Raw genomic sequence first — 25,531 nt, 5'->3', positions numbered from 1 at the left:
GCCAATATTGCAGGTATAACCATGGATAATTTGCGAAGCCTCGATCTGAACCTGCTCGTCACGCTCGACGTGCTTCTGGCCGAGCAAAACGTGACACGTGCGGCGCAGCGGCTGCACTTCTCGCAACCGGCCGTGAGTGTGCATCTGGCGAAGTTGCGCGATCTGCTGGGCGACCCGCTGCTGTTGCCGGGGCCGCGCGGTATGCGTCCGACCGCGCGCGCGGAAGCGTTACGCGCGCCGCTTCGCGAAGCGTTGGCGGCGCTCTCGAAGGCCGTTGCCCCCGCAGATCCGTTTGATCCTGCGAGCGCCGATCGAACATGGCGCATCGCCGCCACCGACTACACCGAGTCGACGGTGGTGCTGCCGATGCTTGGCGACTTGCGCGCAGTCGCACCGAATACGCGGCTTGCCCTAGTCGAGATGGCGCCAGCCCTGATGACGAAGCAGGCGGAACAGGGCGACATCGATCTCGCGTTTCACACGACGGACGGCTCACCGGAAGGGCTGCGCCGCCGCACGCTGTTCACCGAGCGCTACGTGCTCGTGGGGCGCCGCGAGCACCCTAAGTTGCGCCGCCGTCCCACACTCAAACAGTTTTGCGAACTTGAGCACGTGATGGTGTCGCAGAGCGGTGGGTTTCAGGCGGGCACCGACGAGGTGCTGGCGGGGTTGGGACATGCGCGCCGGGTCGTACTGTCGGTGCCGCACTTTCTGATCGCGCGCGCCGCAGTGGCCGCGTCCGATCTCGTGGCGATGGCCCCCGAGCGGCTAGTGCGCAACGATCCGGCCCTGCAAATCGTGACGGCACCTATCGATGTCCCCGGATTCGAAATCTCGATGCTGTGGCACGAGCGCGTGCATCGCGACCCGGCACATCAATGGCTGCGAGAGCGAATCGCGAACGCGGTGTAGCGCACGAGGCTTTGTCGAGAACAATCAGCGAGGTCGAGTAAGCGGGGCAATCGTGCGCTGCTCGTAATCGAGCGAACCCATCTCGGCCAGCCGGCTGATCGTGCGCGAGAGATCGCGCCAGTCGCGCATCGCATCGAGTGCTGGAATCAGCGGCGCATCCGACGCAATGAGCAGCGTGCGCTGCCGGTCGTAGCAAATATCCACCAGCCAGAGAAAACGCTGCAACGTGTCGGGGCGTCGCAATTGTTCGACGTGCAGCGCGTCGACGATCAACGCCTGCCAATGCTCCGCCAGCGCGAGATAGTCGAGGTGTGAGCGATGCGCGACGCACAGATCGTCGAAATTGGCCCACAGCACACGCTCGCCTGCGCTGCGCGCGGCAAGCGGGCGTCCCGCCAGCGAGACTTCAGCGGCGTCACCCGCTGGCGCGCCTTCCAACGTGGCGAAGTGTTGCGGCAGCATCGCCGCCGCCACATCGAGCGGTGCCAACCAGCGGGGGATCGTTGCCGCCTCGCCCCCCATCCGATAGTCGGTCGCCCCATCGAAATGCACGATGGCAAAGCGCTGGAGAATGACGGCAATCGTCGGCTCGAACCGTTCATGAAATTCCGGATCGGGCAACAGGTTCTGCGGCGCATAGTTCGACGTCAGCACCAGCTTCACGCCTCGGGCGAGCGCAATGTCGAGAAAACGGCCGATGAGAAAAGCGTCGGCAATGTCGTGCACATGGAATTCATCGAAGCAAAGCAACTCGACGCCAGATAACCAACGATTGGCCACCGCAGCCAGCCGGTCGTCGCACTTCGGTTCGCGCACGAGCTGGCGATGGATATCGCGCAGGAATTCGTGGAAATGGACGCGGCGCTTTTCGCACGCGGCGACACTAAATGCCATATCGACGACGAGGCTTTTGCCGCGTCCGGGCAAGCCGTAGCAATACACGCCGTCGAACGTGCTGCCAGCATGGCTGGCGATTGACGTGCCTAGCGCGGTGAGGGCGGCAATGGCCTCGCGCTGGCGGACATCGGGAGAAACGTGGCGCTCAGCCAGCGCTTGCGTAACGCGCGCGGCGTCGATCATGAGAATAAGGCTCCGCAATACGGCAACCGGCCCCTCAGGGGAGAGGAGGGTGACGGGGGACGGTGATAACGAGCGCCACTATACCGGCCTGCCGCGGCTACGGCCAATCTGGAATTCGCGCGCAGGTCATCGCATTTCGGCATCGCTTGGGGACTTCCGTTGGTGAGAGCGATGCTGCTAGAATCGCCGGCAAGGCTGATGTTGCCTGCCGCTCGCACCCGCAACCCGGGCACGGTGAAAGCATCGCAATTCGCATGTCCGTCCCGTTCCATTGGCGACACGCATCAGCAACGCGAGCACTGAACGCATCCGTCGCCGTAGAACGCTATCAAGGATGGCTAACATGCGAACTTATCTCGACGCCAAGATCATGGCGAAGTCCCTGCGCGAACGTTTGGCACGCGAGGGCATCGATATCTCCCACGCTCAGGCACTAGAATCCGTCGCCGCACAATTCGGCTTTGCGGACTGGAACGTGCTCGCCGCGAAACTGGCATCTGCCTCGGGCGCCGACGGCATTGTCTTCAACACCGTCGCACCGATTCACCGGATTTTCGACGAAGCGAAAGCGCGTGAGTTCTATCTCGACTTTCTCGGCTTCCGGCTCGACTGGGAACACCGCTTTGCCGACGGCATGCCGCTCTACTGTCAGGTCTCGCGCGCGGGCATGACGCTGCATCTCTCCGGTCACTTCGGCGACGCGAGCCCCGGTGCCACGACCTTCGTGTTTATGCACGGCGTCATGGCCTATCAGCAAGAACTCTCCGGCAAGCGGTACCCGAATATGAACCCCGGCATCGAGGAGCTCGACTGGGGCAATCAAATGACGGTCACCGACCCGTTCAATAACCGCATTCGGTTCTGCGAATCCAAAGACTAAGCCAATGCCAATGACCGCGTCGGTGCTGCCGTCGCGGTCATTCGTCGTGTACAGGGCCGTCCCAGCCGTCGAGATACTTCGGCAGGGCGTCGCGCACGTCGAGCACACGGTGGCGATAAAACAGATGCATCGTCGGTTGCAGTTCGGCAGGCAGCTTGCCGTCGTGCGCCCGCGCGAGCAGCGCGTTCGGCACAACACACATGTCGAGCCGGTTGGTGCCGTGCATCGTCTCGCCGCATTGCGGGCAGAAGCGGCGCGTGAGGCTGCGCGACGGATGCGCGAAAACCTGCGTCGCACCATCGACACCCACTTGCTCGGGCGACCACGCCGTCGCGGCCAGCACTGGCGCGCCGTAAAAATCTCGGCAGGCGTTGCAGTGACAGTTGGCGCGGGCGGCGGGTGCGCCGTGCAGATGCATCGTGACGCCGCCACACTGGCAGGTCACAGACAACGTATGGGTTGCTGAATTCATTGAAACCGTTCTGGCCCGGCGTCATGTTGTCGACGTTCCGTGGCCATATTGAGTGCGCCCGAAGCGCGAAGGCTTGAGCATACGGCACCCGGCGCTTGGCGACGCCTACCGAAAATCGCAGGCTTCGCCGCCTATGCGAGGCACGAATGGCCCTGGCCAAATCGGGGCTTTGCCCGCGCATGCAGCCAATGCGGTAACGTACCGGCATCTCTCGTTACTGGAAGTGCTTGAAATGTCCGATGCATTCGATCTGGCGCGCTACTTTCAGCGCATTGGCTATACCGGCCCGCGCGAAGCGACGCTCGATGTTCTTAGCCGCATTCACGCTTTGCATCCGCTCGCCATTCCGTTCGAAAACCTGAATCCGATTCGGGAACTCGCCGTCCACGTCGATTTGCCGTCTGTTGTCGCCAAGTTGATCGATGGCGGTCGCGGCGGCTACTGCTTCGAGCAGAACCTGATTTTCGCGACGGCGCTCAAGCACCTCGGTTTTGACGTCACGCCGATGATTGGCCGCGTGGTGTGGGGGCGCTCGTTCGATGCGGAAGCCGGGCAGACGCACATGCTGCTGCGCGTCGCGCTGGAGGGCGAGACGTGGCTCGCCGATGTAGGTTTCGGTTCGGTCACGCTCACAGCGCCGCTGCGCCTGCATTCGACGCAACCGCAAGAGACGCCGCTGGAAACCTATCGTCTCGCCACCGCGCCTGATGGCGAGTTTCACCTAAGCGTGCAATCGGCCGACAAATGGTTGCCGGTGTATCGCTTCGTGACGCGCCCGGCCGAGTGGGTCGATTACAAGCTCGGCAACTGGTTCACGTCAACCGCGCCCGATTCGGTGTTCCGCAACAACCTGATCCTCACGCGTGCTTTGCCGCACGGCCGCCTCGCCGTGTTGAACACCCGGCTGACCGAGCGGAATACGCGGGGGGAAGCGATCGGCGAATCAGAAATTGCATCGGCCGCGCAACTGGAACAGCTATTGCGCGATCGCTTCGGCCTGAACGTCACGCAGATCGATATCGACGATCTGTTCCGACGTGTGCAGGCTTGTGCTGCCAAAGCCGCTGCTGCCGCCAACTGAACAAAACACAATGGCCGCCTCCCGTGAGGGACGCGGCCATTGTTTTGTCGCCATCGCCATCCGCCCCACCTGAGCACACCGGCGATGGTTGCGCGAATCAATCGGCGACGGTCGTCCCCGGCCACATGCGCACTGCCAGTGCGCCAAGCGAGGCGAGGGTTGCCAGCGACGCCACGCCCGTCCAGCCCCAGTGCGCCAACGCCTGCGCGCCGAGCGCCGCACCGACCGACATGCCGATGAACACGCCGACGAAGAGCACCGCATTGAGGCGGCTGCGTGCGGGCGGCTCGATCCCGTACACGATGGTTTGATGCGAGACCAACGCGACCTGCACGCCCAGATCGAAACCGATGGCGGCCAGCCCGATCAGCCACAACTGCGCATGGGCACTGAGCAACGGCGCGAACAGCATGGCGGCGAACGAGATCGCGACGAGCGAAGCGCCGAGGCGCGTCACCACCTGCGGGCCCTTGCGATCGGCAATACGCCCGGCCAGCGGCGCGCCGAGCGCACCTGCGGCACCGGCCAGACCGAACGCGCCAGCGGCTGCCGCGCCCAGATGGAACGGCGCTTCGTGGAGCATGACCGCCAGCGTCGACCAGAACGCGCTGAACGCCACCGAAAGCAAGCCCTGTGCGAGCGCGGCACGGCGCAGTGTCGAGTGCTTGCGCCACAGGCCGATGACGGAGCCGAGCAGTTGGCGGTAAGTCATCTGCGTAGTCGGATGGAACGACGGCAGGCCGCGCCACGCCACCACGCCAAACCCCGCCACGCTGATGGCCGCGACGACGTACATGGCGCGCCAGCCGAAGTTCTGCGCGACAAACCCTGAAATCACCCGCGATAGGAGGATGCCCATCAGCAGGCCGGTCATCACCGTGCCGACGACGCGCCCACGAATCGACTCGGGGGCGAGCGCGGCAGCGGCGGGCACGATGTCTTGCGCCATGGTCGCCGTCAGCCCAATAGCGAGGCTCGCGGCCAGCAGCGTGCCGATTCCCGGCGCGACAGCGGCGACGAGCAAGGCCAGCGCCAGTGCCGCACCCTTGATCAGCACGATACGGCGGCGGTCGAAGCGATCGCCCAGCGGCACAAGCAGCAAGATGCCGAGCGCGTAACCCAATTGCGTGAGCGTGGGCACCCAGCCGACGGTCGTGTTCGCCGCATGGATGTCGTCGGTCATGATGCCGAGCATCGGCTGGGCGTAGTACAGCGAGGCCACGGTCAAACCCGCACCGGCGGCAAGTAGCAGGATCAGCCGTGCCGACAGTTCCGGCTGAGGCCGGACGTCTGACGGGCTGGCATTCGAAAGTTGGGCGGAACTCATGTGTGTTGCTCCAGTGAGGACACAGTACGGCGCGTAGTTTCGCCCTTGGTGCGGTGCAACGGTAGACCTATAATCCGTAGAACCTTTATACGTGTGACGTATGACCAAAGCCCCGGAAGTGCCGAATTCGCCCAGCATCTCAATGGACACCCCAGCTCCGAAGGGCGGCGGGGCCGACCGTGTCGAACTGATGCAGACCTTCGTGCGCATCGTCGAAGCGGGCAGCCTGTCGGCGGCAGCGGCGCTGCTGGGGACCACACAGCCGACGGTCAGCCGCCGCCTGCAAATGCTGGAGCGCTCGCTCGGGCTTCGGCTGCTGCAACGCTCCACCCACCAGATGAAGCTCACCGAAGACGGCGAGCGATGTTTTGTCCGTGCGAAAGAACTGGTGGCAAGCTGGGAGGCATTCGAGGCCGACTTGCGCGGCACTGGCGAAGAACCCGAAGGCACGTTGCGTGTACTGGCGCCGCACGCGTTTGGGCAGGAACTGCTGGTCGCACCGCTCGTCAGCTTTCTCGAGCGCTACGCAGGCATCAAGGTGCATTGGTTCTTGTCGGACCGCGAACCGGACTTCATTGCGGAAGGCATCGACTGCGCCATCCATGTGGGCGAGTTGCGAGATCCGTCGAACGTGGCGATCACACTGACCGATGTGCCGCGTATCGTCGTGGCGTCGCCCGATCTGCTGCAAGACCGGCCCATGCCTGCGCATCCGCAGGATCTTGTGCAGATGCCGTGGCTGGCGCTCACCACGTTCTATCGCAACGACATCACGCTCACGCACAAGACGACCGGCGAGCGGGCGCGGGTGGCATTCGACGCGCGCATGAGTACCGACAGCTTGTACGTATTGCGCAGTGCCGCATTGCGCGGGCTGGGCGTGGGGGTGAGTTCGGCATGGGTGATGGCCGAAGACGTGGCGCAAGGGCGGCTGATTCAACTGTTGCCGCAATGGCGCTCGACGGCGCTGCCGATGAACCTGATCTATCCCTACGCGAAGCACTACCCGGCACGCCTGCTGCGCTTTGTCGAGGCGATGCGCGCCGCTGTGCCGATGGTGATCAACAACGAGCAGCGCAAGATTCGCGATTTGTGAACTTGATGCTCACGCCTGCACGAGTTTCCCCGCTTTGCCTTGCAGCAGCGCTTCGTTGCGCTGGGCCGCATCGCGCAGATAGTCCCATAGCGTGGTGATGCGCTTGAGCGTGCGCAACTCTTCGTGGCAATAGATCCAGAAGCTGCGGGTGACGACCACTTCGCCAGCGAGCAGCGGCACGAGCCGCGTGTCCTGTGCGGCCATGAAGCACGGCAAGATCGCAAGCGCTTCGCCTTGTAACGCCGCTTGATACTGGGCGATTACGCTGGTGCTACGCATCACGACGTCGCAGCCGGGCACCACATCTTCCAAATAGCGCAGTTCATTACTGAACGATAGTTCGTCGACATAGCTGATAAAGCGCCGTCCGCTCAGGTCAGCGAACGTCTCCACGCCGCCGTATTGCGCGAGATAGCCGGGCGTCGCGTACAACTGCAACCGGTAATCGCACAGTTTGCTGCACACGTACGGCCCGCGCTGCGGCCGCTCGATGGTGATGGCGATGTCGGCTTCGCGTTTCGACAAACTCACGAAGCGCGGCACGGGCAGCACGTCGAGTTGAATGGCCGGGTATTCGCGCTGAAAGTGCGCCAGCACGGGCGTGACGAAATAAGTGCCGAAGGCTTCCGTCGAACCAATGCGCACGTGACCGGAGAGCGTCTGCCCAAGACCCGCCACTTGCTCGCATGCCGATTGCAGCGTGGTTTCCATCTGCTCGGCATGCACGAGCAATTGCTGGCCTTCCGGCGTGAGCGCAAAGCCCGCGTTGCGCGATTTATCGAATAGCAACGTGCCGAGCGACTGCTCCAGCGCCCGCACGCGGCGCGACACCGTCGTGTGATCGACGCCCAACCGCAGTGCCGCAGCACTCACGCGCTGCGTGCGTGCCACCTCCAGAAAGTAACGAAGATCGTCCCAATCAGGACGCGGCTCTACGCCTGCGGGCGGGGTGGCCGTTGCGAGCTTGCGGGTCGCCATGGGCGCCGTCTCCTATGTGCATTTATGCACAAAGTAGATGCAGTTATGTGCTATGTAAAGCAAATTCGCACAAATACAATTCATGAGCGCTGCGCATAGACGACAGCGACGCAAGATAAAAACCAGGAGACAAAGCAATGAAGATCAAGCCGTGGCTGCTCGCGCTGGGATTCGGTGCGGGCTTGGGGATGGCGTCGGTGGGCAGCATGGCGCAGTTGCCGGACCGTCCGGTGAAGGTGGGTGTGCTCACCGACATGTCGGGCACGTATTCGGCGATGGGCGGCGCGGGGTCGGTGGTGGCTGCGCAAATGGCCATCGACGACTGTCTGGCCGCCGAATGCAAGGGCATGAAGATCGATCTGGTCTCGGCCGACAACCAGAACAAGGCCGATGTCGCCGCCAACAAGGCGCGCGAATGGTTCGATCGAGATAACGTCGATGCCATTGCCGACCTGACCAACTCTGCGGCGGCGCTCGCCGTGCAGAAGATTGCGATGGACAAACAGCGCATCGCGCTGTTCTCCGGCCCGGCCACGACCCGCCTGACCAACGAAGACTGCTCCCCGACGGGCTTCCATTGGATGTTCGACACCTATTCGCAATCGGCCGCGACGGCTCGCGCGATGGTCAAGAACGGCGGCAAGTCGTGGTACTTCATCACCGTCGACTACGCCTTTGGCCACTCGCTCGAAAAAGATGCCGCCGACAACGTGAAGGCGCTGGGCGGCACGGTGGTGGGCCAGTCGCGCCACCCGCTCAATGCGTCGGATTACGCCTCGTTCCTGCTCTCGGCGCAAAGCTCGAAGGCGGAAGTGGTTGCACTCGCCAATGGCGGACAAGACACCGTCAACGTGCTGAAACAGGCGCGCGAATTCGGCATCGTGCAACGCGGGCAGAAGCTCGCCGCATTGCTGGTGTTCCTCTCGGACGTGCATGCGCTGGGGCTCAATACCGCGCAGGGGCTGATGTTTACCGACGGCTTCTACTGGGATTTCGACGATGCCTCGCGCACGTGGTCGGCACGCTTTCAGAAGAAGTACAAGGATCTGAAGCCGACGATGGTGCAAGCAGGGGTGTATTCCAGCGTGCTGCATTACCTGCGCGCCGTGGCCGCGACCAAGAGCGTCGATGCCAAGGTGGTTGCGCAAAAGATGCGTGAATTGCCGATTCGCGATCCGATCATGCACAACGCATCGATCCGCCCGGACGGCCGCGTCATTCACGACATGTACCTGTTCCGTGTGAAGTCGCCCGCCGAGTCGAAAGGCCCGTGGGACTACTACACCACGGTCGCCACGGTGCCTGCCACCGAAGCGTTCCAACCGTTGTCGAAGTCGACCTGTCCGCTCGTGAAGACGACGGCGGCGGCACGATAAATGCGTGGCAACGGCGTCGCGCCGATTGCCTATCTTTGAGTTACCGGCGGCGCTGTGGGCGGTCTCGCTCGCAACCCGCCATTCCTGAACTTTGCATTCGTTTCGATTTGGAGAGCGTGTCATGTCCCTGCCTACCATTCCGCTGCTCATCGACGGCAAGCGCGTTGAATCGAAGTCGTCGCAGTGGCGCGACGTCGTGAACCCTGCCACGCAGGAAGTGATTGCACGCGTACCGTTTGCCACGCCGGAAGAACTCAACGCCGCCGTCGCATCGTCGAAGGCCGCCTACAAGACGTGGCGTGCCACCTCGCAGGCGTCGCGCATGCGCGTGATGCTGCGCTTTCAACAACTGCTGCGCGATCACACGGGCGAACTGGCTGAACTGATTACCCGTGAGCACGGCAAGACGCTGCCCGACGCCGAGGGCGAAGTGGGGCGTGGTCTGGAAGTGGTCGAACACGCTTGCTCGATCGCGTCGCTGCAACTGGGCGAATACGCGCAGAACGCCGCAGGTGGCGTCGACGTCTACACGCTGATCGAACCGCTGGGTGTGTGCGCCGGTATCACCGCGTTCAACTTCCCCGTGATGCTGCCGTGCTTTATGTTCCCGTTGGCTGTCGCCACCGGCAATACGTTCGTACTGAAGCCTTCGGAGCAAGACCCGAGCGCGTCGCTGCGTCTGGCCGAGCTCGCGCTCGAAGCCGGTCTGCCCCCGGGCGTGCTCAACGTCGTGCACGGCGGCCCGGACATCGCCAACGCGATTTGCGATCACCCGGACATCAAGGCGGTGTCGTTCATCGGTTCGACCCATGTCGGCACGCATATCTACCGCCGCGCGTCGGAAGCCGGTAAGCGTTGTCAGGCGATGATGGGCGCGAAAAATCACTGTGTGATTCTGCCGGACGCCGACCGTGAACAAGCGATCAATCATCTGCTGGGCGCGGCATTCGGCGCTGCCGGGCAGCGCTGCATGGCCACGTCGGTCGCCGTGCTCGTGGGCGAGGCGCGTGAGTGGGTGCCGGAACTCGTCGAACGTGCGCGTGCACTCAAGGTTGGCCCGGGGACCGATCGCAAGGCCGACCTCGGCCCGGTGGTCTCGAAGCAAGCGCGCGCACGTATCGAAAAGCTGATTGGCGCCGGTGTGGAAGAGGGCGCGAAGCTGCTGCTCGACGGGCGCGGTCATGTCGTGAAGGAAGCGCCGGAAGGCAACTTCGTCGGCCCGACCATCTTCGACGGCGTGAACGCCGATATGTCGATCTATCGCGACGAAATCTTCGGGCCGGTGCTGTGCATGACCGGTGTCGACACGCTCGACGAAGCCATCGCCTTCGTTAATGCGAACCCGAACGGCAACGGCGTGGCGTTGTTCACGCAAGACGGCGGCGCGGCGCGTCAATTCCAGAACGAGATCGACGTCGGGCAGGTCGGTATCAATCTGCCGATTCCGGTGCCGGTGGCGTGGTTCAGCTTCACCGGTTCGCGTGGTTCGAAGCTGGGTGACTTGGGCCCCAACGGCAAGCAGGCGATTCTGTTCTGGACGCAAACGAAGACGGTCACGGCACGTTGGCAAGCGCGCGGTACCGGCCCTGCTGGCGTGAACACGACGATCACGCTGAAGTAAGGCGCGCACCAATACTTGGGAGACATGACGATGGCTACGGAAACGACATCTCAGCCCACATGGCGCGTCGCGTTCATCGGACTGGGCAATATGGGCGGCCCGATGGCGGCGAATCTGGTGAAGGCCGGACACACCGTGCGCGGCTTCGATCTATCCGGCCCGGCTTTGGAGCGGCTCGCCGCCGCGGGCGGTCAGGCGGCGAAATCGATTGCGGATGCGGTGCGCGACGCGCAGGTGGTGATCACGATGCTGCCTGCCGGTGAGCATGTGCTGGCCGCCTACGATGGCCCGGACGGTGTGCTGGCGAACGCGGCACCCGACGCGGTGCTGATCGACAGCAGCACGGTACCGCCGGAGATTCCGCGACAACTCGCGAAGCTGGCGCGCCCTGGCACGGCGTTGCTCGATGCGCCGGTATCCGGCGGAACGGCGGGCGCGGCGGCGGGCACGCTGACGTTTATGGTGGGCGGCGACGCGGCGCTCGTCGAGCGCATGCGGCCGTTGCTCTCCAACATGGGCCGCGCCATTCATCACGGCGGTGCGCTCGGTGCAGGGCAGACGCTCAAGCTGTGCAACAACATGCTGCTCGGCATCTTGATGGCAGGCACGAGCGAAGCACTGCGGCTGGGCATTGCCAACGGGCTCGATCCGAAGGTGCTCTCGGCGGTGATGCAAGCGAGTTCCGGGCGCAACTGGACGCTGGAAGTCTATAACCCGTGTCCGGGCGTGATGGAGAACGCGGCCTCGTCGCGCGGCTACACCGGCGGTTTTGCGACGGACCTGATGGCCAAAGACCTGCGTCTCGCGCACGGGGCGGCGGCATCCAGCGATGTGGCGACGCCGCTGGGCGATCTGGCGCGCCGCATCTTCGAAGTGCATCGCGCCAACGGTCATGGGGCGCTCGATTTCTCGAGCATCTTCCAAGATCCGGTGACGCTGGCGCAGGCGCTGGATGTGAAGTAACTACGCCCACACGCATCGCTCGAATGACAAAACGCCCGATGGCTTAGGAGCCACCGGGCGTTTTTGCATGTCTAGCCACTTAGTGCGTAGCGCGTAGTGCGTTATGCGCTGCGCTTAGCCAGCGATCATGCGATGCAACTGATCGAGTTCCTGATTGAGCGCACGCTGTTCGTCCGCCGACAAGCCACCGCCATGTTGGGCGCCCATGTCACGTGTTTCCTGCGCGATGGCGTCGAGTCGGCGGTGCAGATCGTAGCCACGCGGCGGCGGGTAGTAGCCTTGGTTCACGTGATTGTCGATGTCGTGCGATTCATTCGAGATACGGCGGTCGATTTGCTCGCGGCGTTGCAAGGCAACGGTATGCGGGTCTTGCTCGACCACGACGCGCGCGGCAGGCGCGGGACGGGGCGGCTCGACAACGCAACCCGACAAACTACCAACCACGCCGGCGAGACCGGCGACCAGTGCGAGAGCGGCCAGGCCGCGAGCCTTACCCTGAGTGCGATGTGGATTCATGATCGTTATTGAGCACTTGTACACGCCAAGACGGCGCAGTTGCATTCTCGCGAGCCGCGAATGCGGCGGGTAGCGTTGTTGCAAACGGTTGCAACCATTTCAGCCGCAGCAATGTGAGGCCACCGCCGCAGGGATCGGAGAAATTGCCAGAAATCGTTGCCGGACGCGGGGCAGCGGCGTATGATGCCCGCGAATCGGCTCCCCCACCGCCTGTTCTGAGCGCTTGCGAGCGTTAATTCCGCCATGATCGTCCGTCCCAATCTGCATTGGCTGCGCATGCTTTTCGTCGTGCGCGGTTCGATCGTGCCCAAGATCGCCACGCAGCTCATCTTCACCACGATCATTTCGATCGTCGTCACGCTGGCGCACGGCCGTGTGTTCGAGTGGAAGATTCCGCTCACGTTTGTGCCGTTCTCGCTCATCGGCATCACGCTCGCCATCTTTCTCGGCTTTCGTAACACCACGAGCTACGCCCGCTACTGGGAAGCCCGCGTGCTCTGGGGCAGCGTGCTCAACGAGACGCGTGCGCTCGCCCGTCAGTCGATGACGCTCGTCTCCGATACCTCCGATTCGCCGCGCTTCGTGGCGTACCTGATCGCGTTCGTGCACGGCATGCGCCATCAGTTGCGTGGCACCGACCCGCGCGCCGACTTCGAGCGGCTGCTCAGCCCCGAAGACGTGAAGTGCCTGATGCGCAAGCAGTTCAAGCCGATCACCATCTTGCTGATGGCCGGGGAATGGCTGCGTGAGCGCCGTCTCAAGGGGCAAATCGAAGCCCCGCTCGCGCAAGTCATGGAGATGCACCTCGACCGGCTTGGCGAGGCTATCGGCGGCTGCGAGCGCATTGCCTCGACGCCGATTCCGTTCACTTACGGCGTGATCCTGCACCGCGTGACGTATCTCTACAGCGTGCTGTTGCCGTTCGGTCTGGTCGACTCCATCGGGCCGATGACGCCGGTGATCGTCGCGTTTATCTCGTACACCTTCTTTGCCCTCGAAGCGGTTAGCGCCGAGATCGAAGAGCCGTTCGGGCTGGAGCCTAACGACCTCGCACTCGACGCGATGTCCGATTCCACCGAGCAGTCGCTACGCGAAATTCTGCATCGCCAGCACACCGCCAAGCTGCGCGAGCGCGGCGAGCATCACATCATCACCTGATCCGATTCAGCCCAATCCACCCGATCTACCGCTAAGCAAGGACTTGATACTAAAGTTCTTGCTTTACTAATTTTCGCCACTATACTCAAGCACATGCTTGACCATGACAACACCCTCGATTTGACGTTTCAGGCGCTGGCCGACACTTCCCGGCGCGCGATGCTCGTGCGCCTGGCGCAGGGGCCGGCGTCGGTGAGTGCGTTGGCGCAGCCGTTGGCGATGTCGCTACAGGCGGTCATGCAGCACCTTGCCGTGCTTGAGAGCGCGGGCTTGGTGCGAACGGAAAAGGCCGGCCGCGTGCGAACGTGCCGGATCGAACCTCAGGCGCTGAGTCTTGCTGAGCGATGGATCAACCAGCGCCGACATGAGTGGGAGGGCCATCTCGACCGGTTGGGCGAGTATCTGGCCAGCCTGCCGCCCGAAGGAGACGTTGATGAACACGGCAAGTGATGCAGCAGAACAGCCACGCCCGCTGACGATTGGCCGCACTTATCCGGCCACCTGTGAGGCGGTGTTTCGAGCCTGGACGACGACGGAGGCGGTCAAACGTTGGTTCTGTCCGACGGGTTACACCGTGCCCGAGGCACGCGTCGATGCGCGTGTGGGCGGTGTTTTCGAACTGCGAATGCAGTCGCCGGAAGGCGAGTCGCATTGGATTCGCGGACATTTCACCGAAGTCGATGCGCCGGTGAGGCTGGCCATCGAAATGGACGTGACCGATGCTGCCGGGCACGCGCTGTTTCGCGCACACACGACGGCGGGCTTTGCCAATGTGAGCGACGGCACGCGGTTGGAAGTCGAGCAACGCTACACCGTGCTCGATCCAGCCTTCGCGTGGATGCCTGCGGGCGCCAGCCAAGGTTGGGCGCAAACCCTCGACAAGCTTGGCCGCGAAGTCACGCGCTTCGATGCCGACGCCGCCGCGCCGTCGAACCGGTCGGTGGTGCACGCCACGTTTCGCATCGAGCGGCAGTATGCGGCCTCGCCCGCACGGGTGTTCAGGGCCCTGACGGTGCGCGAAGCCAAGGACAAATGGTTTGGTGGCGGCCCCGGTTTTACGCAAGTGGAGCGTTCGATGGATGTGCGCCCGGGCGGCCGCGAGCATTCGAAAGGGCGTTGGGGGAGCGGCATGGTCTCGACGTTCGACGCGCTCTACTACGACGTGGTCCCCGACACTCGGCTCGTCTACGCCTACGAGATGCACCTCGATACCCGCAAGATTTCGGCGTCGCTCGCCACCATCGAGCTGCGCGCGCATGACGGCGGCACGCAATTGGTGATGACCGAGCAAGGCGCGTTTCTCGACGGGTACGACGATTCCGGTTCGCGCGAGCGCGGCACGCAATTTTTGCTCGATGCGCTGGGGGCGTCCCTGGCGAACTGACGCAGTGGCCGCGCCCGGCGATCGTTGCTGGGCGCGGTTTCTCAGGGTTTGCACCAATATCGGGCATGCGATTCTCATCGAAAGACGCAATAGTTCGTGGACAAATATCGCGTTTTTCATTGCATTTGCGAGTTCTAGACTTCCTTCCATCGACGGCGCTTTAACAAAACAAAGCCGTCGCAACTGACAGGAGTTTTCAAACATGAACCGCAAGAACATCGCAATCGCCCTTATCGCCGCTGCCGCTTCGTTCGGTGCCGCTTCCAGCTACGCTGTCGAAAACGGTAACAACTACCCGGACGTGGCTTCGCAAGGTGCTCCGCTGACCCGCGCTGCCGTGCTGGCCGATCTGGCTCAAGCCCGTGCTAACGGTCTGATCCCGCAAGGCGACGCCGACTATCCGGTGTATGTCGCTTCGGGCCCGGCCAAGAGCCGCGTCGAAGTGAAGAGCGAACTGGCACAAGCCCGCGCTGAAGGCCTGATGGCACAAAACGACGTGGACTACCCGATCGTCGTGTCGCAAGGCCCGAGCGTGTCGCGCGCTGACGTCAAGCAAGAACTCGCCCGCGCCCGCGCTGCTGGTGAACTGAATGTGAGCGAAGGCAGCTGATCTGCCGGTAGCACTCGCAGCAGGTAATAAAAAGCCGTTCCCGAGGGAACGGCTTTTTTCTTTGTGATGGCCGGGCTGACAGCGCCTGATTCGCAATTCACGCCTTCATGAATCGCAGCGCCAGCCGCGCGAGTTTCGGCACGAACGTCGGGCGCAGCAGGCGCTTGTCGAAGCCGTCCATGCGGCGGGCGTCTTCCTCTAGACATAACGCGATTAGATCGCGGGGCTTGAGCGATTCGCCGATCTCGGCGGTGCCGGTGGCAAGGAAGTTCGCATCGTGTGCCACGCCATCGGTGTCGATGCCACGTGCCATGGCCACGCGCTCCCAAATCAACACGACCCAAATGGCAGCGACGCGCGCGTAAAACCATGGGCGCTTCCAGAACGGCAGGTTGTGGCGATGCCAAGCCAGCCAATTCGCAAAGAACAGAATGTGGCGGGCCTCTTCCTGAATGACTGGCTCGAACGTCTCGACAAGGGCGCTGGGGAAGTAACCGGAGCGCTGTGCCGAACGGAACAGACCGAACGCGAGAAAGCTGTCGATGCACTCGCTGAAACCGGTCTTCATCCATGCCCATTCGGGATCGTTGGGCGGCGGGTAGGCAGGCTCGGGAACGAGCTCGATGCCATAGGCTTTCACCAGCTTCGAGAGCACGACTTTGTGGCGCGCTTCTTCGTCGCCGTCCATTGCGATCGCATCGCGTAACAACGGGTCTTGAACGGTCGCAGCGTAAGTGCTCACGCGAATGGAGGCGCGCCCTTCGGTTTGCACGGCGATGTCCCAAATGGGCAGCGCGGTAAGCCGCTTGAGTGCGTCGGGGGGAAGCTCGGGCCAGTCGATAACGGCCGGTTTGTAGGGATTGTGAGACTCAAGCAGCATGCGGCAAAACATCTGCTTGTGGGAGTCCGAACCAATTGCCACCGCGCCATCGACATCGTATTGCCAATGGCGCATGACATGGTCGGCAGCGGCTACGGCCGCCGCCTGCGTGTCGGACATCTGGTTTGGATATCGCATGAGGTATCGGTCATATCGGCATTCGCAAAAATCATACCTCAAGCGATACGCGCGCGCCGACCAGAATTGTCTGTTCGCGGCGCGCGAATGCTGCGCAAACCCCTTTAAAACAAGTACATTCCGGCGACGAAAATCACGCCCGAGAACAACAGCGCCGTCACGCAATAGCCCATGATGTCGCGCACGCCCAGGCCTGCGATGGCCAGTGCGGGCAGGGCCCAGAACGGCTGGGCCATGTTCGTCCACGCCTCGCCGTACGCGATGGCCATGGCGGCTTTGCCCATGTCGGCACCGAGCGCTTGCGCGGCGGGCATGACGAACGGCCCTTGCACCACCCAGTGACCGCCGCCCGAAGGCACGGCGAAGTTGATCACCGCCGAGCTGAGGAAGGCCAGCAACGGGAACGTGTGCACGTTGGCGATTTCGATAAACCAGTTGGTGATGACGCCCGCCAGCCCGGAGTGATCCATCGTGGCCTGAATGCCAGCGTAGAACGGAAACTGAATCATGATGCCCGACGCGCCACGCGCCGCATTGGCCACTGCGCGGGCATAAGCCATCGGCGTCTTGTGCAGCAAGATACCAATGCCGAGGAACGCGATGTTCACGGTATCGATGTCGAGCGTGAAGCCTTTGGTGACCGAGCGAATGATCAGGTAAGCCGCGATCAGCACAAAGACAAGCAGCGAGAGTAGACGGCTTTCTTCGAGCTTCTCGGCCAGCGTAGCGTCGGGGCCGAGCACGCGCTCGTGCGTGGGTTCATCGATCAGCAGCTTCGGATCGACGGACACGACTTCGTTCGGGCGCGGCATCATCGCCCGCGCGAGCAGCGGCAACATCACGATCAGACCAATCGTGATGAACGCGTTGTAGCCGGTGAAGAGCGTTTGCGACACGGGAATCAGGCCGACGACTTTCTCCATCGGATTGCCATGCGTCGCCGCGACCAGCGGCACCGAGCCAGACAACCCGCCGTGCCACGTCAGGAAGCCCATGTAGGCACAGGCAACGAGCAAACGGTAGTCGGTGCCTTTCACGCGCCGAGCGACTTCGCGTGCGAACATCGCCCCCAGCACCAGACCGAAGCCCCAGTTGATCGCGCACGCAATGCCTGCGAGCAGCGCCACCATCATCGTCGCTTGTGCGGGCGAGCGCGCCGAGCTGGCGAGGGCGGCCATCGCGCGCTTCATCGGGGCGGAACTGGCCAGCGCATGGCCGGTGACGAGAATCATCGCCATCTGCATGGAGAACGCGAGCAGATTCCAGAATCCCGATCCCCACAGCAAGACCAGATCCCCGGGCGTCTTCGGCGTGAAGCCCAGCGCGAGCGCGAAAGTGATGACGGTGAGAAAGATGGCGAAGATGAGCGGATCAGGCAAAAAACGATGCACGACCTGCGTAAAGAAACGGGAAATACTCTTAACCACAGTTGCCTCTTCCTTATAGTTAACATGTTAATCGGCGCATTGTCGCACGCGCCTCAGGGCGCAGACATGACGTAAAACTACGTAATTGCGAAGTGCCGAAGGCAGTTGCAGGTGTGTGGAAATCGGGGCGCTACGGAGGTGAAACTCAGTCGGAAGTGAGGTGGGGCAAGAGGGCGGGCGGCTTGAAATATGCTGTAATTGTTTCGTTTGACGCAACGCGCGTTATCACCCGACAGCGTTTATCCTGAGTCGAGGGCTCACTAGACTGGTGAGCCCGCTGTCGCTGTTTTTCAGCTTCTTTGCACTGGACTCATCATGACGTTGACCCTTGAGCAACTCTTTCCCCAGCATCGCCCCGAAGGTGAAGCCGTCGCTACGGCACTCGATAGCCACGCCGTCGTGCAGGCGCTCTCGCTGGCGTGCGCCGAGCATCCGCTCGTACTGCTGCGCATGATGTACCCGGCCACCGATGCCGTCACGCACCGCAGCCGCGATGAACTCGCCGACGTGCTCCACCGCCACGGGCTGCATCAGGTCGCTGGACTCATCGAAGAAGAGTCGCCGTACCTGATGTTCACGTCGGCCACGCACGCCTTCCTGACGCTGGTGGAAATTCGCCGCTATTCGGCCGCGATTGCCGTGCATCTCTACTATCGCGGGCTGGCTGGCAGCGACGCTGAAGAGCGTCTGCGCACCGACGCGAAAGTTCCGGCCGACGGTCACTTCAAGCCGTTCGACTGAACGGCCGGACGGCAGCGCATACACCGGGCGGGGCGTTACTAGGTGTTACTAGGCGTTATTGCCCGGTAGTTTTTTCCTTCGTTGCCGTTGGCGTTTGCACGGGCGTGGGTGTCACGTCCGGTGCCTTATCGCCGTCCCATCCGAACGTGACTTGCCGCTGCGCTTTGCGCTGTTCGCGCTCGCGCGTCATCTGCTCCTCGAACTGACGGCGGCCTTCCTTGGACTTGGCAATCATCTTGTTGCGGTCCTGATAGAAGGGATACATCTCGTCGGTCAGCTTGATGTTGCCGCGCCGGAACGCCATGGTGGCTTCACGCGCTTCGGCCGTCGGCCAGCCCAGTTCTTCCAGCACCGATCGCGCGCTGCGCAGCGACGACTCGAAGACCTCCCGCTCGATGTGCTTCACGCCACGGTCGCGCAACTGGAACAGATGTCCCACGTTACGTGCTCGCGCGACGATCGGCACGTCGGGGAAATGCTCGCGCAGCAAATCTACGATCTCGAGCGACTGATCGACATCGTCGACCGCGACCACGACCGCGCGGGCATTCGCGACGCCCGCAATACGCAACAAGTCGAGGCGCGTGGCATCGCCGTAGAACACGCGAAAGCCAATTTGGCGAAGGCTCTCGATGGTGTCCGGATCATGATCGAGCACAGTCACCGACACGCCCTGCGGCACTAGCGCGCGGCCCACGATCTGGCCGTATCGGCCAAAGCCGCAAATCACCACACTGGCCGTCTGCGGCTCGGCAATCTCTTCCATGCGCGGCGAGCCCTTGAGGCTGTAGCGCGGCAGGAGCCATTTGTCGATCGCGACGAGCAACAGCGGCGAGATCAGCATCGAGAGGGCGACGGCGCCAATCAGGAACGACGACACGGCAGGCGGCAAGACTTGCGGGCCCGCCGACTGGAAGACCACGAACGCAAATTCGCCGCCCTGTGCCAGCAGCAGCGTGAAGATTGGCCGTTCCTGATACGGCAGCTTCATCAGGCGCGACAGCCCGTAGATCGCGAAGCCCTTCACCGCCATAAAGCCGACGACCACGGCGAGCATGCGCAGCGGTTGCGCGAACAGCACCCCGAAGTCGATGCTCATGCCCACGGCGATAAAGAACAGCCCGAGCAGCAAGCCCTTGAACGGTTCGATGTCGGTCTCAAGCTCGCGCCGGTATTCGCTTTCTGCGAGCAGCACCCCGGCGAGAAATGCACCCAATGCCATCGACAGCCCCACCCATTGCATCAACGCCGCAATGGCGACGACGAGCAGCAGGGCTGCGGCGGTGAAGATTTCAGGCGTTTTGCTGTTGGCAATCCAGCGCAGCAACGGGCGCAATGCCAATCGTCCGCCGAGAATGATGGCCGCGATGACACCGACGATTTTCAGTGCTTCGAGTGCGCGCTCGGTGCCGGTGAGCGCATGGCTATCGACCGAGTTGGCGAGCAGTGGCAGCAGCGCCAGGATCGGGATGGCCGCCACGTCCTGAAACAGCAAAATCGAGAAACCGGCTTGTCCGCTGGGCGTGCCGAGCAGGTTGCGCTCGGCCATCACCTGCAACGCGATGGCGGTCGACGACAGCGCAAGACCGAGGGCGGCGACCAACGCGATACGCCATGGGGCGCCCAGCGCGACGCCCACACCGAAGAGCAGCACCGCACAACCGATGACTTGTGCCGATCCCCAGCCGAAGATTGGCCGTCGCAGGTTCCACAGCCGCTTCGGCTCCAGTTCGAGACCGACGAGAAACAGCATGAGCACGACGCCGAACTCGGCAAAGTGCAGCACATCTTCCACGCGCGAGACGAGTCCCAGCCCCCATGGGCCAATCGCAATGCCTGCGGCGAGGTAGCCGATGATCGCGCCCAGACCCAAGGCGCGGGAGAGCGGCACGACGATGACGGCAGCGGAAAGATAGATGAGGCTGGCGAGCAGCCACGACGGGACGTGTTCCATCAGACGGCCCTCCCGGAGCGTGCGCTCGCGTCATTGGCGGGTGGCTCGGGATCGGTGGCGGATGCCGGACCTTGCAAGGCGTCCGGCGGGCAGCGAGGCCGGTCGCTGTCGGGGATGTCGCTGCACTCGGGCGCGGCGTCCATGGTGATCAGTTCCGGCCACTGCGGGTAGGTCGCCAGCCGACCGGCGAATTCGCTGACGTGCGCGTCGAGCGCGGCATCGTCGCTGCGGCGCGCGCCAAAGAACACATGCGGTGGCAGGAACCGCATGCCGCAAAGGCGCGCCGTTTGTTCGTAGGCTGGCAGGAAGTCGGCAAATTCGTGCTGGTTATATCCTTCGACGCGATAGCTCGCTTGCGGGCCGCCAGTGCTCGGCACGAGCCACAGGTCTTTTTGCGCGAGCGCGTGGCCGTCGTGCCCATAAGCCCAGCCCCACGTGAGTACCTCATCGAACCAGAGCTTTTGCAGCGGCGGCATGCTGTACCAGTAGATCGGGTGTACAAGCACGATCAGGTCGGCCCGGGCAACGCGCTGCTGCTCGGCGGCAACGTCGATGCTGAAGTCGGGGTAGGTCGAATACAGGTCGTTGACGTCGACACCGGCGATGCTGCGCGCGGCGTCGAGCAACCGGCGGTTCACGCGGGAGTCGCGCCAGCGCGGATGGGCCACGATGACGTAGACGGCACGCCCGGGCGGACCGTCGGCACTGACAGAGGGGGTGGGGGAGGCGGCGGATTCGGTCATGCGAGGGAGAATACCGCATTCATATGGCAGCGAACATGGCGTTCGCGCAAGGCGCTGATATGCGGCGCACACACCTTCGATGAGGCCGCCGAAATGGGCCGATGAGGGCCGATGAAGCGGGCAATTCAGGCAGATGTTAAAGACTGCGGTAGCACTGGCCGTTAAGTCTGGTTATGCTTCGCTGAGCTTTTTGAGGGCTCTGTTTTGCCCGGTGCCGCGTGCACGGCAGCACGGGATGACGTCACATAACTAGAACTTTTGCGCAGGGGCCGCCTGGCGGCCAAGACCTGCGCCACACCGACATGTCGCCGCAAGCCTTTCGCAATACCGTCAACCTGATCTACCACGGCCGCAACGTCGCGCTGGCGTTGTTGCTCGTCGCACTCGTCTATAACCAGACGTTCTGGGTTTTTGTGAGTGCCGTCGCGGCGGCGCTGTGTACCGGTGCGCTGCGCGAGGCGGACCGCATGCCCGAGGAAGAGGACTTGCCGCCGCGCCCGCTCGTCATTCAGGTGCTGCGCATCTCGGTGCCGTTGCTGCTCACGATGTTTGCCCTTGGGTACGGCATCGTGTGGTTCAACCGCAACTTCGGCTAAAGCGCACGGCAGCGGCGTCACAGCACCATGGCGCGCATGATTCGGCCCGTCGCTTCGTCGGCCGGGTAGAACGCTTCGAGCGCCAGTTCGGCGAGCGTCACATCTACGGGCGTGCCAAATACCGTCGTCGTGCTGAAGAACGACAGCAAACCATCGTTCGTGCGCAATTGCATCGGCACGAAGATGCTTGCCGTTGGCGGCACCACCGGTGCGGGTCCGCGCTCTGTCACGGGATACGCCTTCAATTCCTCATACAACTCGCCCAGCGTCGCGTCGCCGCTCGCGTGAATTTGCTGACGCAGGCGATGTAACAGGTGCGCGCGCCATTCCGGCAGATTGGCAATGCGGGGCGCGAGCCCGTCGGGGTGTAGCGACAAGCGCAGCACGTTGACCGCGCCGCTCAGCAGCGACGGGTCGACACCGGCGAGCAGCGGCATGACTGCCCGGTTTGCCGCGAGCAGCGTCCAATGCCGGTCGACAGCCAGCGCCGGATACGGTTCGTGTCCATCGAGCACACGTTGCACCGCTTCGCGAGCGACGGCCATGTCGGGGGCGTCGAAGGCGCGTGCCTCGAAGCGGGGCGCGAAGCCCGCCGCCACAAGCAAGGCATTGCGCTCGCGCAGCGGGATGTCGAGCGCTTGCGCAAGATGCAGGAGCATGTCGCGGCTGGGTTGCGCGCGGCCGGTCTCCACAAAGCTCAGATGACGCGTCGATATCTCGGCTTCCAGCGCGAGATCGAGTTGGCTCATGCGCCGGCGCTGACGCCAGTCGCGCAACAGGGTTCCGATAGCAGGTGTTGTCATGAAACGGATGATAGCGGCTGGGGTGTGAGCCGCCATTACCTCACAGGTAATCGACGGCACGTCGTGCAGTCACGAAGATGGCAGTCAGCGAGACACGATGTCTCGTCATCCTGAACAACGTCGCCGAGGGCGCGTTGTCCGGATCGGTCCCACTTCGATGGAGGTCATCATGATGTCATCCCGTCAGTCTTCGCTCGAGGCTTCGCGCCACGACTCGGTTGGTGCTTCTTCCCGTTCTGTTTTTCTTGCCCGCGTCATGCTCGCCGACGCCATCGTCAGCGGTGCCGTCGGGCTGTTGCAGGTGCTCGCTGCGGCACCGCTGGCGGCGCTGCTGGACCTGCCCGCCGATGGCCTGCGCGTGACAGGCCTCGTCTTGCTCGTCTACGGGGCGGCGCTCGTTTGGCTGGTACGGCGCACCACGTTGCCCGCGAGCGCGGCGTGGGTGGTCATCGCGATCAACGTGATTTGGGCGCTCGACTGCGGCGTGTTGCTGGCCTCCAGCTGGATCGCACCCAACGCGTTAGGTGCGGCCTTCATCGGCGTGCAGATCGTCACCGTGCTGGTATTCGCCGAGCTGACGTTAATCGGGCTGCGCCGCCGAGCAGCGCAGGCCTGAGGTGCGCTACGTTCGATTACTTCACGAACTGAATGTCGTTGGGTGCCTGCGGCGGGAGCTTGATCGCGAGCACTTTGAACTCGCCGCTGGTGTTTTGCGACCCAGCGTGGACGGTGCCGCGCGGAATGATGATGAGATCGCCCGGGTGCACCTCGCGCTGCTGGTCGCCCAGCCAGAACGTGCCGCTACCGGAGATCACATATTGAATCTCGTCGGCTTCCTGGTGCGTGTGGCGCGGCACGTTGCCGCTTTGCACGGCGACGGTGCCGTTGGCCGTGGCGACCAGGGTGCGCGAACGCAACGTGCCGACGTTGGGCACGAGCTTGCCGATCTGTTCGTCGGTCATAGCGCCGACGTCGATGATCTGGGCGGTGAGCGGTGCCGGGGCGGCGGCTTGTGCCGAGGCGTTCGGCATCAGGTGGGACGAAAGGAAGCCCGCGGCGAAGGCGGCAGGCACGGCAGCGAGCAGGACGTAACGACGCATGTTCTTGTTCCTTTTGTGGGTGCTTTGTAGTGAGCGGACAACGGAAAACACGAGCGAGCGACTTGCAGAACCGCCATGAGGGCGGACGGCCCTGCCGCACAACAATGTGTGCGGCAGGGCCTGTGCCGGACTATACGCGCTCCCGCGAAACGGCGGGAGACGGGGAAGTCGGTAGAGCGGGGGGTACGACCGAACTGGCTATGACGACGATTACGGCTGCGCAGGCTTGTCGCCGTGCTTGTGCAGCAGCGCGTTGCGGCGCGCATAGGTGAAGTAGATCACCATGCCGATGGCGAGCCACACGACGAAGGCGATCCACGTCGCGGCTTGCAGGTGTGCCATCAGGAACAGGCAAAGGCCTGCCGAGATCAGCGGCACCACCGGCGCACCCGGCACGCGGAACGCGCGGGGCAGGTCCGGACGGGTGCGGCGCAGCACGAGCACCGCCACCGACACGAGCGCAAATGCCGACAGCGTGCCGATATTGATCAGCTCGGCAAGCACGCCCAGCGGCACGAAACCGGCGATCACGGCAAACACCACACCGATGATCCAGGTGCCTGCGAACGGCGTCTTATGCGTGGGGTGAATGCGTGAGAGCATCGGCGGGAGCAAGCCGTCGCGCGACATCGCGTAGGTGATGCGGGTCTGGCCGTAAGTCATCACCAGAATCACGGTCGTCATGCCGAGGATTGCGCCCAGATCGACGAAGCCCGCGATCCAGTTCTGACCGGCGTATTGCAATGCCAGCGACACCGGGTGATCGACGCCAGCAAAATTCGCGAACGGCACGATGCCGGTCATGATCGCGGCGACCGCCACATACAGCAGCGTGCAGACGATCAACGAGCCGATGATGCCGATGGGCAAATCGCGTCCCGGATTGCGCACTTCTTCCGCCGCCGACGTCACCGCGTCGAAGCCGATGAAGGCAAAGAACACGAGCGCGGCAGCATTGAACATGCCGCTGGTGCCGAACGGCATGAACGGCGTCCAGTTGGCCGGTTTGACGTGCCACACCCCCACAGCGATGAAGAGCAGCACCACGCCGATCTTGATCGCCACCATCAGGTTGTTGATGCGGGCCGACTCGCGCACGCCATACGACAGCACCCATGTGATGAGCAGCATGATCACGACGGCAGGCAAGTTGATGAACGTGGTCACGCCGGGCACGCTGCCGGGGGCGGCAGTAATTATGGCGGGCAGGTGCAAGCCGAAGCCTGCGGCCAGTGACTGGAAGTAACCCGACCAGCCGACCGACACGGCCGACGACGCCAGACCGTATTCCAGCATCAGATCCCAGCCGATGATCCACGCGACGATCTCGCCCAGCGTGGCGTAGCTGTACGTGTAGATCGAGCCGGAGACGGGAATTGTGGAAGCGAACTCGGCGTAGCACAGCGCGGCGAAGCCGCAGGCCGTGGCCGCGATGATGAACGAGAGGGTGAGGGCCGGGCCGGCCGTCAGTGCGCCGGTGCCGGTGAGCACGAAGATGCCGGTGCCGATGATGGCGCCGATGCCCATCAGGACGAGATCGACGGGGCCGAGCACCTTGCGGAGACTGCCGGTGCGGCTGGCCGCCAGCATGTTCTCGATGTTTTTGGTTCGAAAAAGACTCATGACCTGCAAAAGGTTCCTGCAACGTATGTCTCTGACGCGGCATTAAGGCGCGCGCCATAGAGAAATCCCGCG

At 63.2% G+C, this 25,531-nt stretch carries 26 protein-coding genes; 14 read left to right on the top strand and 12 right to left on the bottom strand.

The features are described 5' to 3' along the window. The first annotated feature begins 21 nt into the window (after positions 1-21). The gene (locus PPN31114_RS18120; RefSeq protein ID WP_150680877.1) at positions 22-912 is read left to right on the top strand and encodes a LysR family transcriptional regulator; all 891 of its coding nucleotides are present in this window, start codon (positions 22-24) and stop codon (positions 910-912) included. Positions 913-936: 24 nt separating this feature from the next. Here the strand turns inward: PPN31114_RS18120 and zapE are convergent, their stop codons facing one another. After that, entirely contained in the window at positions 937-1,992 is a 1,056-nt protein-coding gene (zapE, locus tag PPN31114_RS18115; protein ID WP_150680876.1) for a cell division protein ZapE, read from the bottom strand. Positions 1,993-2,335: 343 nt separating this feature from the next. On the opposite strand from zapE, the gene PPN31114_RS18110 reads away from it, so the two are divergent. Beyond that, complete coding sequence (locus PPN31114_RS18110; RefSeq protein ID WP_150680875.1) at positions 2,336-2,872, top strand: glyoxalase superfamily protein; 537 nt, start codon at positions 2,336-2,338, stop codon at positions 2,870-2,872. 37 nt (positions 2,873-2,909) lie between these two features. Here the strand turns inward: PPN31114_RS18110 and PPN31114_RS18105 are convergent, their stop codons facing one another. Further along, positions 2,910-3,344 (bottom strand): GFA family protein, encoded by a 435-nt coding sequence (locus tag PPN31114_RS18105; protein WP_150680874.1) that lies wholly within the window; start codon positions 3,342-3,344, stop codon positions 2,910-2,912. A gap of 232 nt (positions 3,345-3,576) precedes the next feature. Between PPN31114_RS18105 and PPN31114_RS18100 the strand changes: the two genes are divergently transcribed. Next, positions 3,577-4,425 (top strand): arylamine N-acetyltransferase family protein, encoded by an 849-nt coding sequence (locus tag PPN31114_RS18100; protein ID WP_150680873.1) that lies wholly within the window; start codon positions 3,577-3,579, stop codon positions 4,423-4,425. A gap of 97 nt (positions 4,426-4,522) precedes the next feature. Here PPN31114_RS18100 and PPN31114_RS18095 read toward each other — a convergent pair whose 3' ends face one another. Then, positions 4,523-5,752, bottom strand: coding sequence for an MFS transporter (locus PPN31114_RS18095; RefSeq protein ID WP_150680872.1), 1,230 nt, complete (start codon positions 5,750-5,752; stop codon positions 4,523-4,525). 100 nt (positions 5,753-5,852) lie between these two features. Here PPN31114_RS18095 and PPN31114_RS18090 point away from each other — a divergent pair, with 100 nt between their 5' ends. Further along, positions 5,853-6,848, top strand: a complete 996-nt coding sequence (locus tag PPN31114_RS18090) for a LysR family transcriptional regulator (protein WP_370865893.1) — start codon at positions 5,853-5,855, stop codon at positions 6,846-6,848. A gap of 9 nt (positions 6,849-6,857) precedes the next feature. On the opposite strand, the gene PPN31114_RS18085 is transcribed toward PPN31114_RS18090, so the two are convergent. Beyond that, positions 6,858-7,826 (bottom strand): LysR family transcriptional regulator, encoded by a 969-nt coding sequence (locus PPN31114_RS18085; RefSeq protein ID WP_150680871.1) that lies wholly within the window; start codon positions 7,824-7,826, stop codon positions 6,858-6,860. Positions 7,827-7,963: 137 nt separating this feature from the next. On the opposite strand from PPN31114_RS18085, the gene PPN31114_RS18080 reads away from it, so the two are divergent. The 3 genes from PPN31114_RS18080 (at position 7,964) to mmsB (ending at position 11,786) form a co-directional block, all read left to right on the top strand. Then, positions 7,964-9,202 carry an ABC transporter substrate-binding protein gene (locus PPN31114_RS18080; protein ID WP_370865892.1) on the top strand — a complete coding sequence of 413 codons (1,239 nt, stop codon included), beginning with the start codon at positions 7,964-7,966 and terminating at the stop codon, positions 9,200-9,202. A 121-nt stretch (positions 9,203-9,323) separates the two neighbouring features. After that, entirely contained in the window at positions 9,324-10,823 is a 1,500-nt protein-coding gene (locus tag PPN31114_RS18075; RefSeq protein ID WP_150680870.1) for a CoA-acylating methylmalonate-semialdehyde dehydrogenase, read from the top strand. Positions 10,824-10,853: 30 nt separating this feature from the next. After that, the gene (gene mmsB, locus PPN31114_RS18070) at positions 10,854-11,786 is read left to right on the top strand and encodes a 3-hydroxyisobutyrate dehydrogenase (protein WP_150680869.1); all 933 of its coding nucleotides are present in this window, start codon (positions 10,854-10,856) and stop codon (positions 11,784-11,786) included. 114 nt (positions 11,787-11,900) lie between these two features. On the opposite strand, the gene PPN31114_RS18065 is transcribed toward mmsB, so the two are convergent. Further along, positions 11,901-12,302 (bottom strand): hypothetical protein, encoded by a 402-nt coding sequence (locus PPN31114_RS18065; RefSeq protein ID WP_246182625.1) that lies wholly within the window; start codon positions 12,300-12,302, stop codon positions 11,901-11,903. Between the two features lie 243 nt (positions 12,303-12,545). Between PPN31114_RS18065 and PPN31114_RS18060 the strand changes: the two genes are divergently transcribed. The 4 genes from PPN31114_RS18060 to PPN31114_RS18045 all read left to right on the top strand — a co-directional run bounded on the left by PPN31114_RS18060 (position 12,546) and on the right by PPN31114_RS18045 (position 15,454). Next, positions 12,546-13,460 carry a bestrophin family protein gene (locus tag PPN31114_RS18060; protein ID WP_150680868.1) on the top strand — a complete coding sequence of 305 codons (915 nt, stop codon included), beginning with the start codon at positions 12,546-12,548 and terminating at the stop codon, positions 13,458-13,460. Between the two features lie 93 nt (positions 13,461-13,553). Next, the gene (locus tag PPN31114_RS18055) at positions 13,554-13,910 is read left to right on the top strand and encodes an ArsR/SmtB family transcription factor (protein ID WP_150680867.1); all 357 of its coding nucleotides are present in this window, start codon (positions 13,554-13,556) and stop codon (positions 13,908-13,910) included. Continuing rightward, positions 13,894-14,844, top strand: a complete 951-nt coding sequence (locus PPN31114_RS18050) for an SRPBCC family protein (RefSeq protein WP_150680866.1) — start codon at positions 13,894-13,896, stop codon at positions 14,842-14,844. The genes PPN31114_RS18055 and PPN31114_RS18050 overlap by 17 nt, the downstream gene beginning before the upstream one ends. A gap of 202 nt (positions 14,845-15,046) precedes the next feature. Further along, positions 15,047-15,454, top strand: a complete 408-nt coding sequence (locus PPN31114_RS18045; RefSeq protein WP_150680865.1) for a DUF4148 domain-containing protein — start codon at positions 15,047-15,049, stop codon at positions 15,452-15,454. Positions 15,455-15,551: 97 nt separating this feature from the next. Here the strand turns inward: PPN31114_RS18045 and PPN31114_RS18040 are convergent, their stop codons facing one another. Both PPN31114_RS18040 and PPN31114_RS18035 read right to left on the bottom strand, forming a co-directional pair. Then, on the bottom strand, positions 15,552-16,454 hold the full coding sequence (locus PPN31114_RS18040; RefSeq protein WP_150681141.1) for a ferritin-like domain-containing protein: 903 nt from the start codon (positions 16,452-16,454) through the stop codon (positions 15,552-15,554). Positions 16,455-16,576: 122 nt separating this feature from the next. Then, positions 16,577-17,899 carry a TIGR00366 family protein gene (locus PPN31114_RS18035; RefSeq protein ID WP_150680864.1) on the bottom strand — a complete coding sequence of 441 codons (1,323 nt, stop codon included), beginning with the start codon at positions 17,897-17,899 and terminating at the stop codon, positions 16,577-16,579. 315 nt (positions 17,900-18,214) lie between these two features. On the opposite strand from PPN31114_RS18035, the gene PPN31114_RS18030 reads away from it, so the two are divergent. Continuing rightward, positions 18,215-18,640 (top strand): hypothetical protein, encoded by a 426-nt coding sequence (locus tag PPN31114_RS18030; RefSeq protein ID WP_150680863.1) that lies wholly within the window; start codon positions 18,215-18,217, stop codon positions 18,638-18,640. Between the two features lie 55 nt (positions 18,641-18,695). Here PPN31114_RS18030 and kefC read toward each other — a convergent pair whose 3' ends face one another. Then, the gene (gene kefC, locus PPN31114_RS18025; RefSeq protein ID WP_150680862.1) at positions 18,696-20,594 is read right to left on the bottom strand and encodes a glutathione-regulated potassium-efflux system protein KefC; all 1,899 of its coding nucleotides are present in this window, start codon (positions 20,592-20,594) and stop codon (positions 18,696-18,698) included. After that, a complete protein-coding gene (kefF, locus tag PPN31114_RS18020; protein WP_150680861.1) occupies positions 20,594-21,337 on the bottom strand; it encodes a glutathione-regulated potassium-efflux system oxidoreductase KefF in 744 nt (247 codons plus the stop codon). Before kefF ends, kefC begins: the two co-directional genes overlap by 1 nt. A 302-nt stretch (positions 21,338-21,639) precedes the next feature. On the opposite strand from kefF, the gene PPN31114_RS18015 reads away from it, so the two are divergent. Continuing rightward, positions 21,640-21,933, top strand: coding sequence for a hypothetical protein (locus PPN31114_RS18015; protein ID WP_150680860.1), 294 nt, complete (start codon positions 21,640-21,642; stop codon positions 21,931-21,933). A 17-nt stretch (positions 21,934-21,950) separates the two neighbouring features. Here the strand turns inward: PPN31114_RS18015 and PPN31114_RS18010 are convergent, their stop codons facing one another. Continuing rightward, the gene (locus PPN31114_RS18010) at positions 21,951-22,736 is read right to left on the bottom strand and encodes a helix-turn-helix domain-containing protein (protein ID WP_150680859.1); all 786 of its coding nucleotides are present in this window, start codon (positions 22,734-22,736) and stop codon (positions 21,951-21,953) included. A gap of 169 nt (positions 22,737-22,905) precedes the next feature. Between PPN31114_RS18010 and PPN31114_RS18005 the strand changes: the two genes are divergently transcribed. Next, positions 22,906-23,352 carry a hypothetical protein gene (locus PPN31114_RS18005; protein ID WP_217426960.1) on the top strand — a complete coding sequence of 149 codons (447 nt, stop codon included), beginning with the start codon at positions 22,906-22,908 and terminating at the stop codon, positions 23,350-23,352. A 16-nt stretch (positions 23,353-23,368) separates the two neighbouring features. Here PPN31114_RS18005 and PPN31114_RS18000 read toward each other — a convergent pair whose 3' ends face one another. Both PPN31114_RS18000 and bcaP read right to left on the bottom strand, forming a co-directional pair. Beyond that, positions 23,369-23,836, bottom strand: coding sequence for a cupin domain-containing protein (locus tag PPN31114_RS18000; protein ID WP_150680858.1), 468 nt, complete (start codon positions 23,834-23,836; stop codon positions 23,369-23,371). Positions 23,837-24,046: 210 nt separating this feature from the next. Beyond that, on the bottom strand, positions 24,047-25,459 hold the full coding sequence (gene bcaP, locus PPN31114_RS17995) for a branched-chain amino acid transporter BcaP (protein WP_150680857.1): 1,413 nt from the start codon (positions 25,457-25,459) through the stop codon (positions 24,047-24,049). Positions 25,460-25,531: the final 72 nt, after the last annotated feature.

Origin of the sequence: Pandoraea pneumonica (assembly GCF_902459645.1) — a bacterium.
In the GTDB taxonomy this organism is placed as follows: Bacteria; Pseudomonadota; Gammaproteobacteria; order Burkholderiales; family Burkholderiaceae; genus Pandoraea; species Pandoraea pneumonica.
The sequence above is the reverse complement of the archived record's forward strand: the minus strand, read 5'-3'. Positions and strand labels throughout refer to the sequence as shown.

What these genes read in the sequence shown, in the direction of transcription:
- kefF (WP_150680861.1), bottom strand. Translation starts at nt 21,337, where the DNA reads ATGACCGAATCCGCCGCCTCCCCCACCCCCTCTGTCAGTGCCGACGGT.
- PPN31114_RS18120 (WP_150680877.1), top strand. Translation starts at nt 22, where the DNA reads ATGGATAATTTGCGAAGCCTCGATCTGAACCTGCTCGTCACGCTCGAC.
- PPN31114_RS18005 (WP_217426960.1), top strand. Translation starts at nt 22,906, where the DNA reads ATGATGTCATCCCGTCAGTCTTCGCTCGAGGCTTCGCGCCACGACTCG.
- PPN31114_RS18110 (WP_150680875.1), top strand. Translation starts at nt 2,336, where the DNA reads ATGCGAACTTATCTCGACGCCAAGATCATGGCGAAGTCCCTGCGCGAA.
- PPN31114_RS18095 (WP_150680872.1), bottom strand. Translation starts at nt 5,752, where the DNA reads ATGAGTTCCGCCCAACTTTCGAATGCCAGCCCGTCAGACGTCCGGCCT.
- PPN31114_RS18030 (WP_150680863.1), top strand. Translation starts at nt 18,215, where the DNA reads ATGACGTTGACCCTTGAGCAACTCTTTCCCCAGCATCGCCCCGAAGGT.
- PPN31114_RS18075 (WP_150680870.1), top strand. Translation starts at nt 9,324, where the DNA reads ATGTCCCTGCCTACCATTCCGCTGCTCATCGACGGCAAGCGCGTTGAA.
- bcaP (WP_150680857.1), bottom strand. Translation starts at nt 25,459, where the DNA reads ATGAGTCTTTTTCGAACCAAAAACATCGAGAACATGCTGGCGGCCAGC.
- PPN31114_RS18000 (WP_150680858.1), bottom strand. Translation starts at nt 23,836, where the DNA reads ATGCGTCGTTACGTCCTGCTCGCTGCCGTGCCTGCCGCCTTCGCCGCG.
- kefC (WP_150680862.1), bottom strand. Translation starts at nt 20,594, where the DNA reads ATGGAACACGTCCCGTCGTGGCTGCTCGCCAGCCTCATCTATCTTTCC.
- PPN31114_RS18090 (WP_370865893.1), top strand. Translation starts at nt 5,853, where the DNA reads ATGACCAAAGCCCCGGAAGTGCCGAATTCGCCCAGCATCTCAATGGAC.
- PPN31114_RS18105 (WP_150680874.1), bottom strand. Translation starts at nt 3,344, where the DNA reads ATGAATTCAGCAACCCATACGTTGTCTGTGACCTGCCAGTGTGGCGGC.
- PPN31114_RS18050 (WP_150680866.1), top strand. Translation starts at nt 13,894, where the DNA reads ATGAACACGGCAAGTGATGCAGCAGAACAGCCACGCCCGCTGACGATT.
- PPN31114_RS18040 (WP_150681141.1), bottom strand. Translation starts at nt 16,454, where the DNA reads ATGTCCGACACGCAGGCGGCGGCCGTAGCCGCTGCCGACCATGTCATG.
- mmsB (WP_150680869.1), top strand. Translation starts at nt 10,854, where the DNA reads ATGGCTACGGAAACGACATCTCAGCCCACATGGCGCGTCGCGTTCATC.
- PPN31114_RS18010 (WP_150680859.1), bottom strand. Translation starts at nt 22,736, where the DNA reads ATGACAACACCTGCTATCGGAACCCTGTTGCGCGACTGGCGTCAGCGC.
- PPN31114_RS18080 (WP_370865892.1), top strand. Translation starts at nt 7,964, where the DNA reads ATGAAGATCAAGCCGTGGCTGCTCGCGCTGGGATTCGGTGCGGGCTTG.
- zapE (WP_150680876.1), bottom strand. Translation starts at nt 1,992, where the DNA reads ATGATCGACGCCGCGCGCGTTACGCAAGCGCTGGCTGAGCGCCACGTT.
- PPN31114_RS18015 (WP_150680860.1), top strand. Translation starts at nt 21,640, where the DNA reads ATGTCGCCGCAAGCCTTTCGCAATACCGTCAACCTGATCTACCACGGC.
- PPN31114_RS18065 (WP_246182625.1), bottom strand. Translation starts at nt 12,302, where the DNA reads ATGAATCCACATCGCACTCAGGGTAAGGCTCGCGGCCTGGCCGCTCTC.
- PPN31114_RS18045 (WP_150680865.1), top strand. Translation starts at nt 15,047, where the DNA reads ATGAACCGCAAGAACATCGCAATCGCCCTTATCGCCGCTGCCGCTTCG.
- PPN31114_RS18085 (WP_150680871.1), bottom strand. Translation starts at nt 7,826, where the DNA reads ATGGCGACCCGCAAGCTCGCAACGGCCACCCCGCCCGCAGGCGTAGAG.
- PPN31114_RS18060 (WP_150680868.1), top strand. Translation starts at nt 12,546, where the DNA reads ATGATCGTCCGTCCCAATCTGCATTGGCTGCGCATGCTTTTCGTCGTG.
- PPN31114_RS18100 (WP_150680873.1), top strand. Translation starts at nt 3,577, where the DNA reads ATGTCCGATGCATTCGATCTGGCGCGCTACTTTCAGCGCATTGGCTAT.
- PPN31114_RS18055 (WP_150680867.1), top strand. Translation starts at nt 13,554, where the DNA reads ATGCTTGACCATGACAACACCCTCGATTTGACGTTTCAGGCGCTGGCC.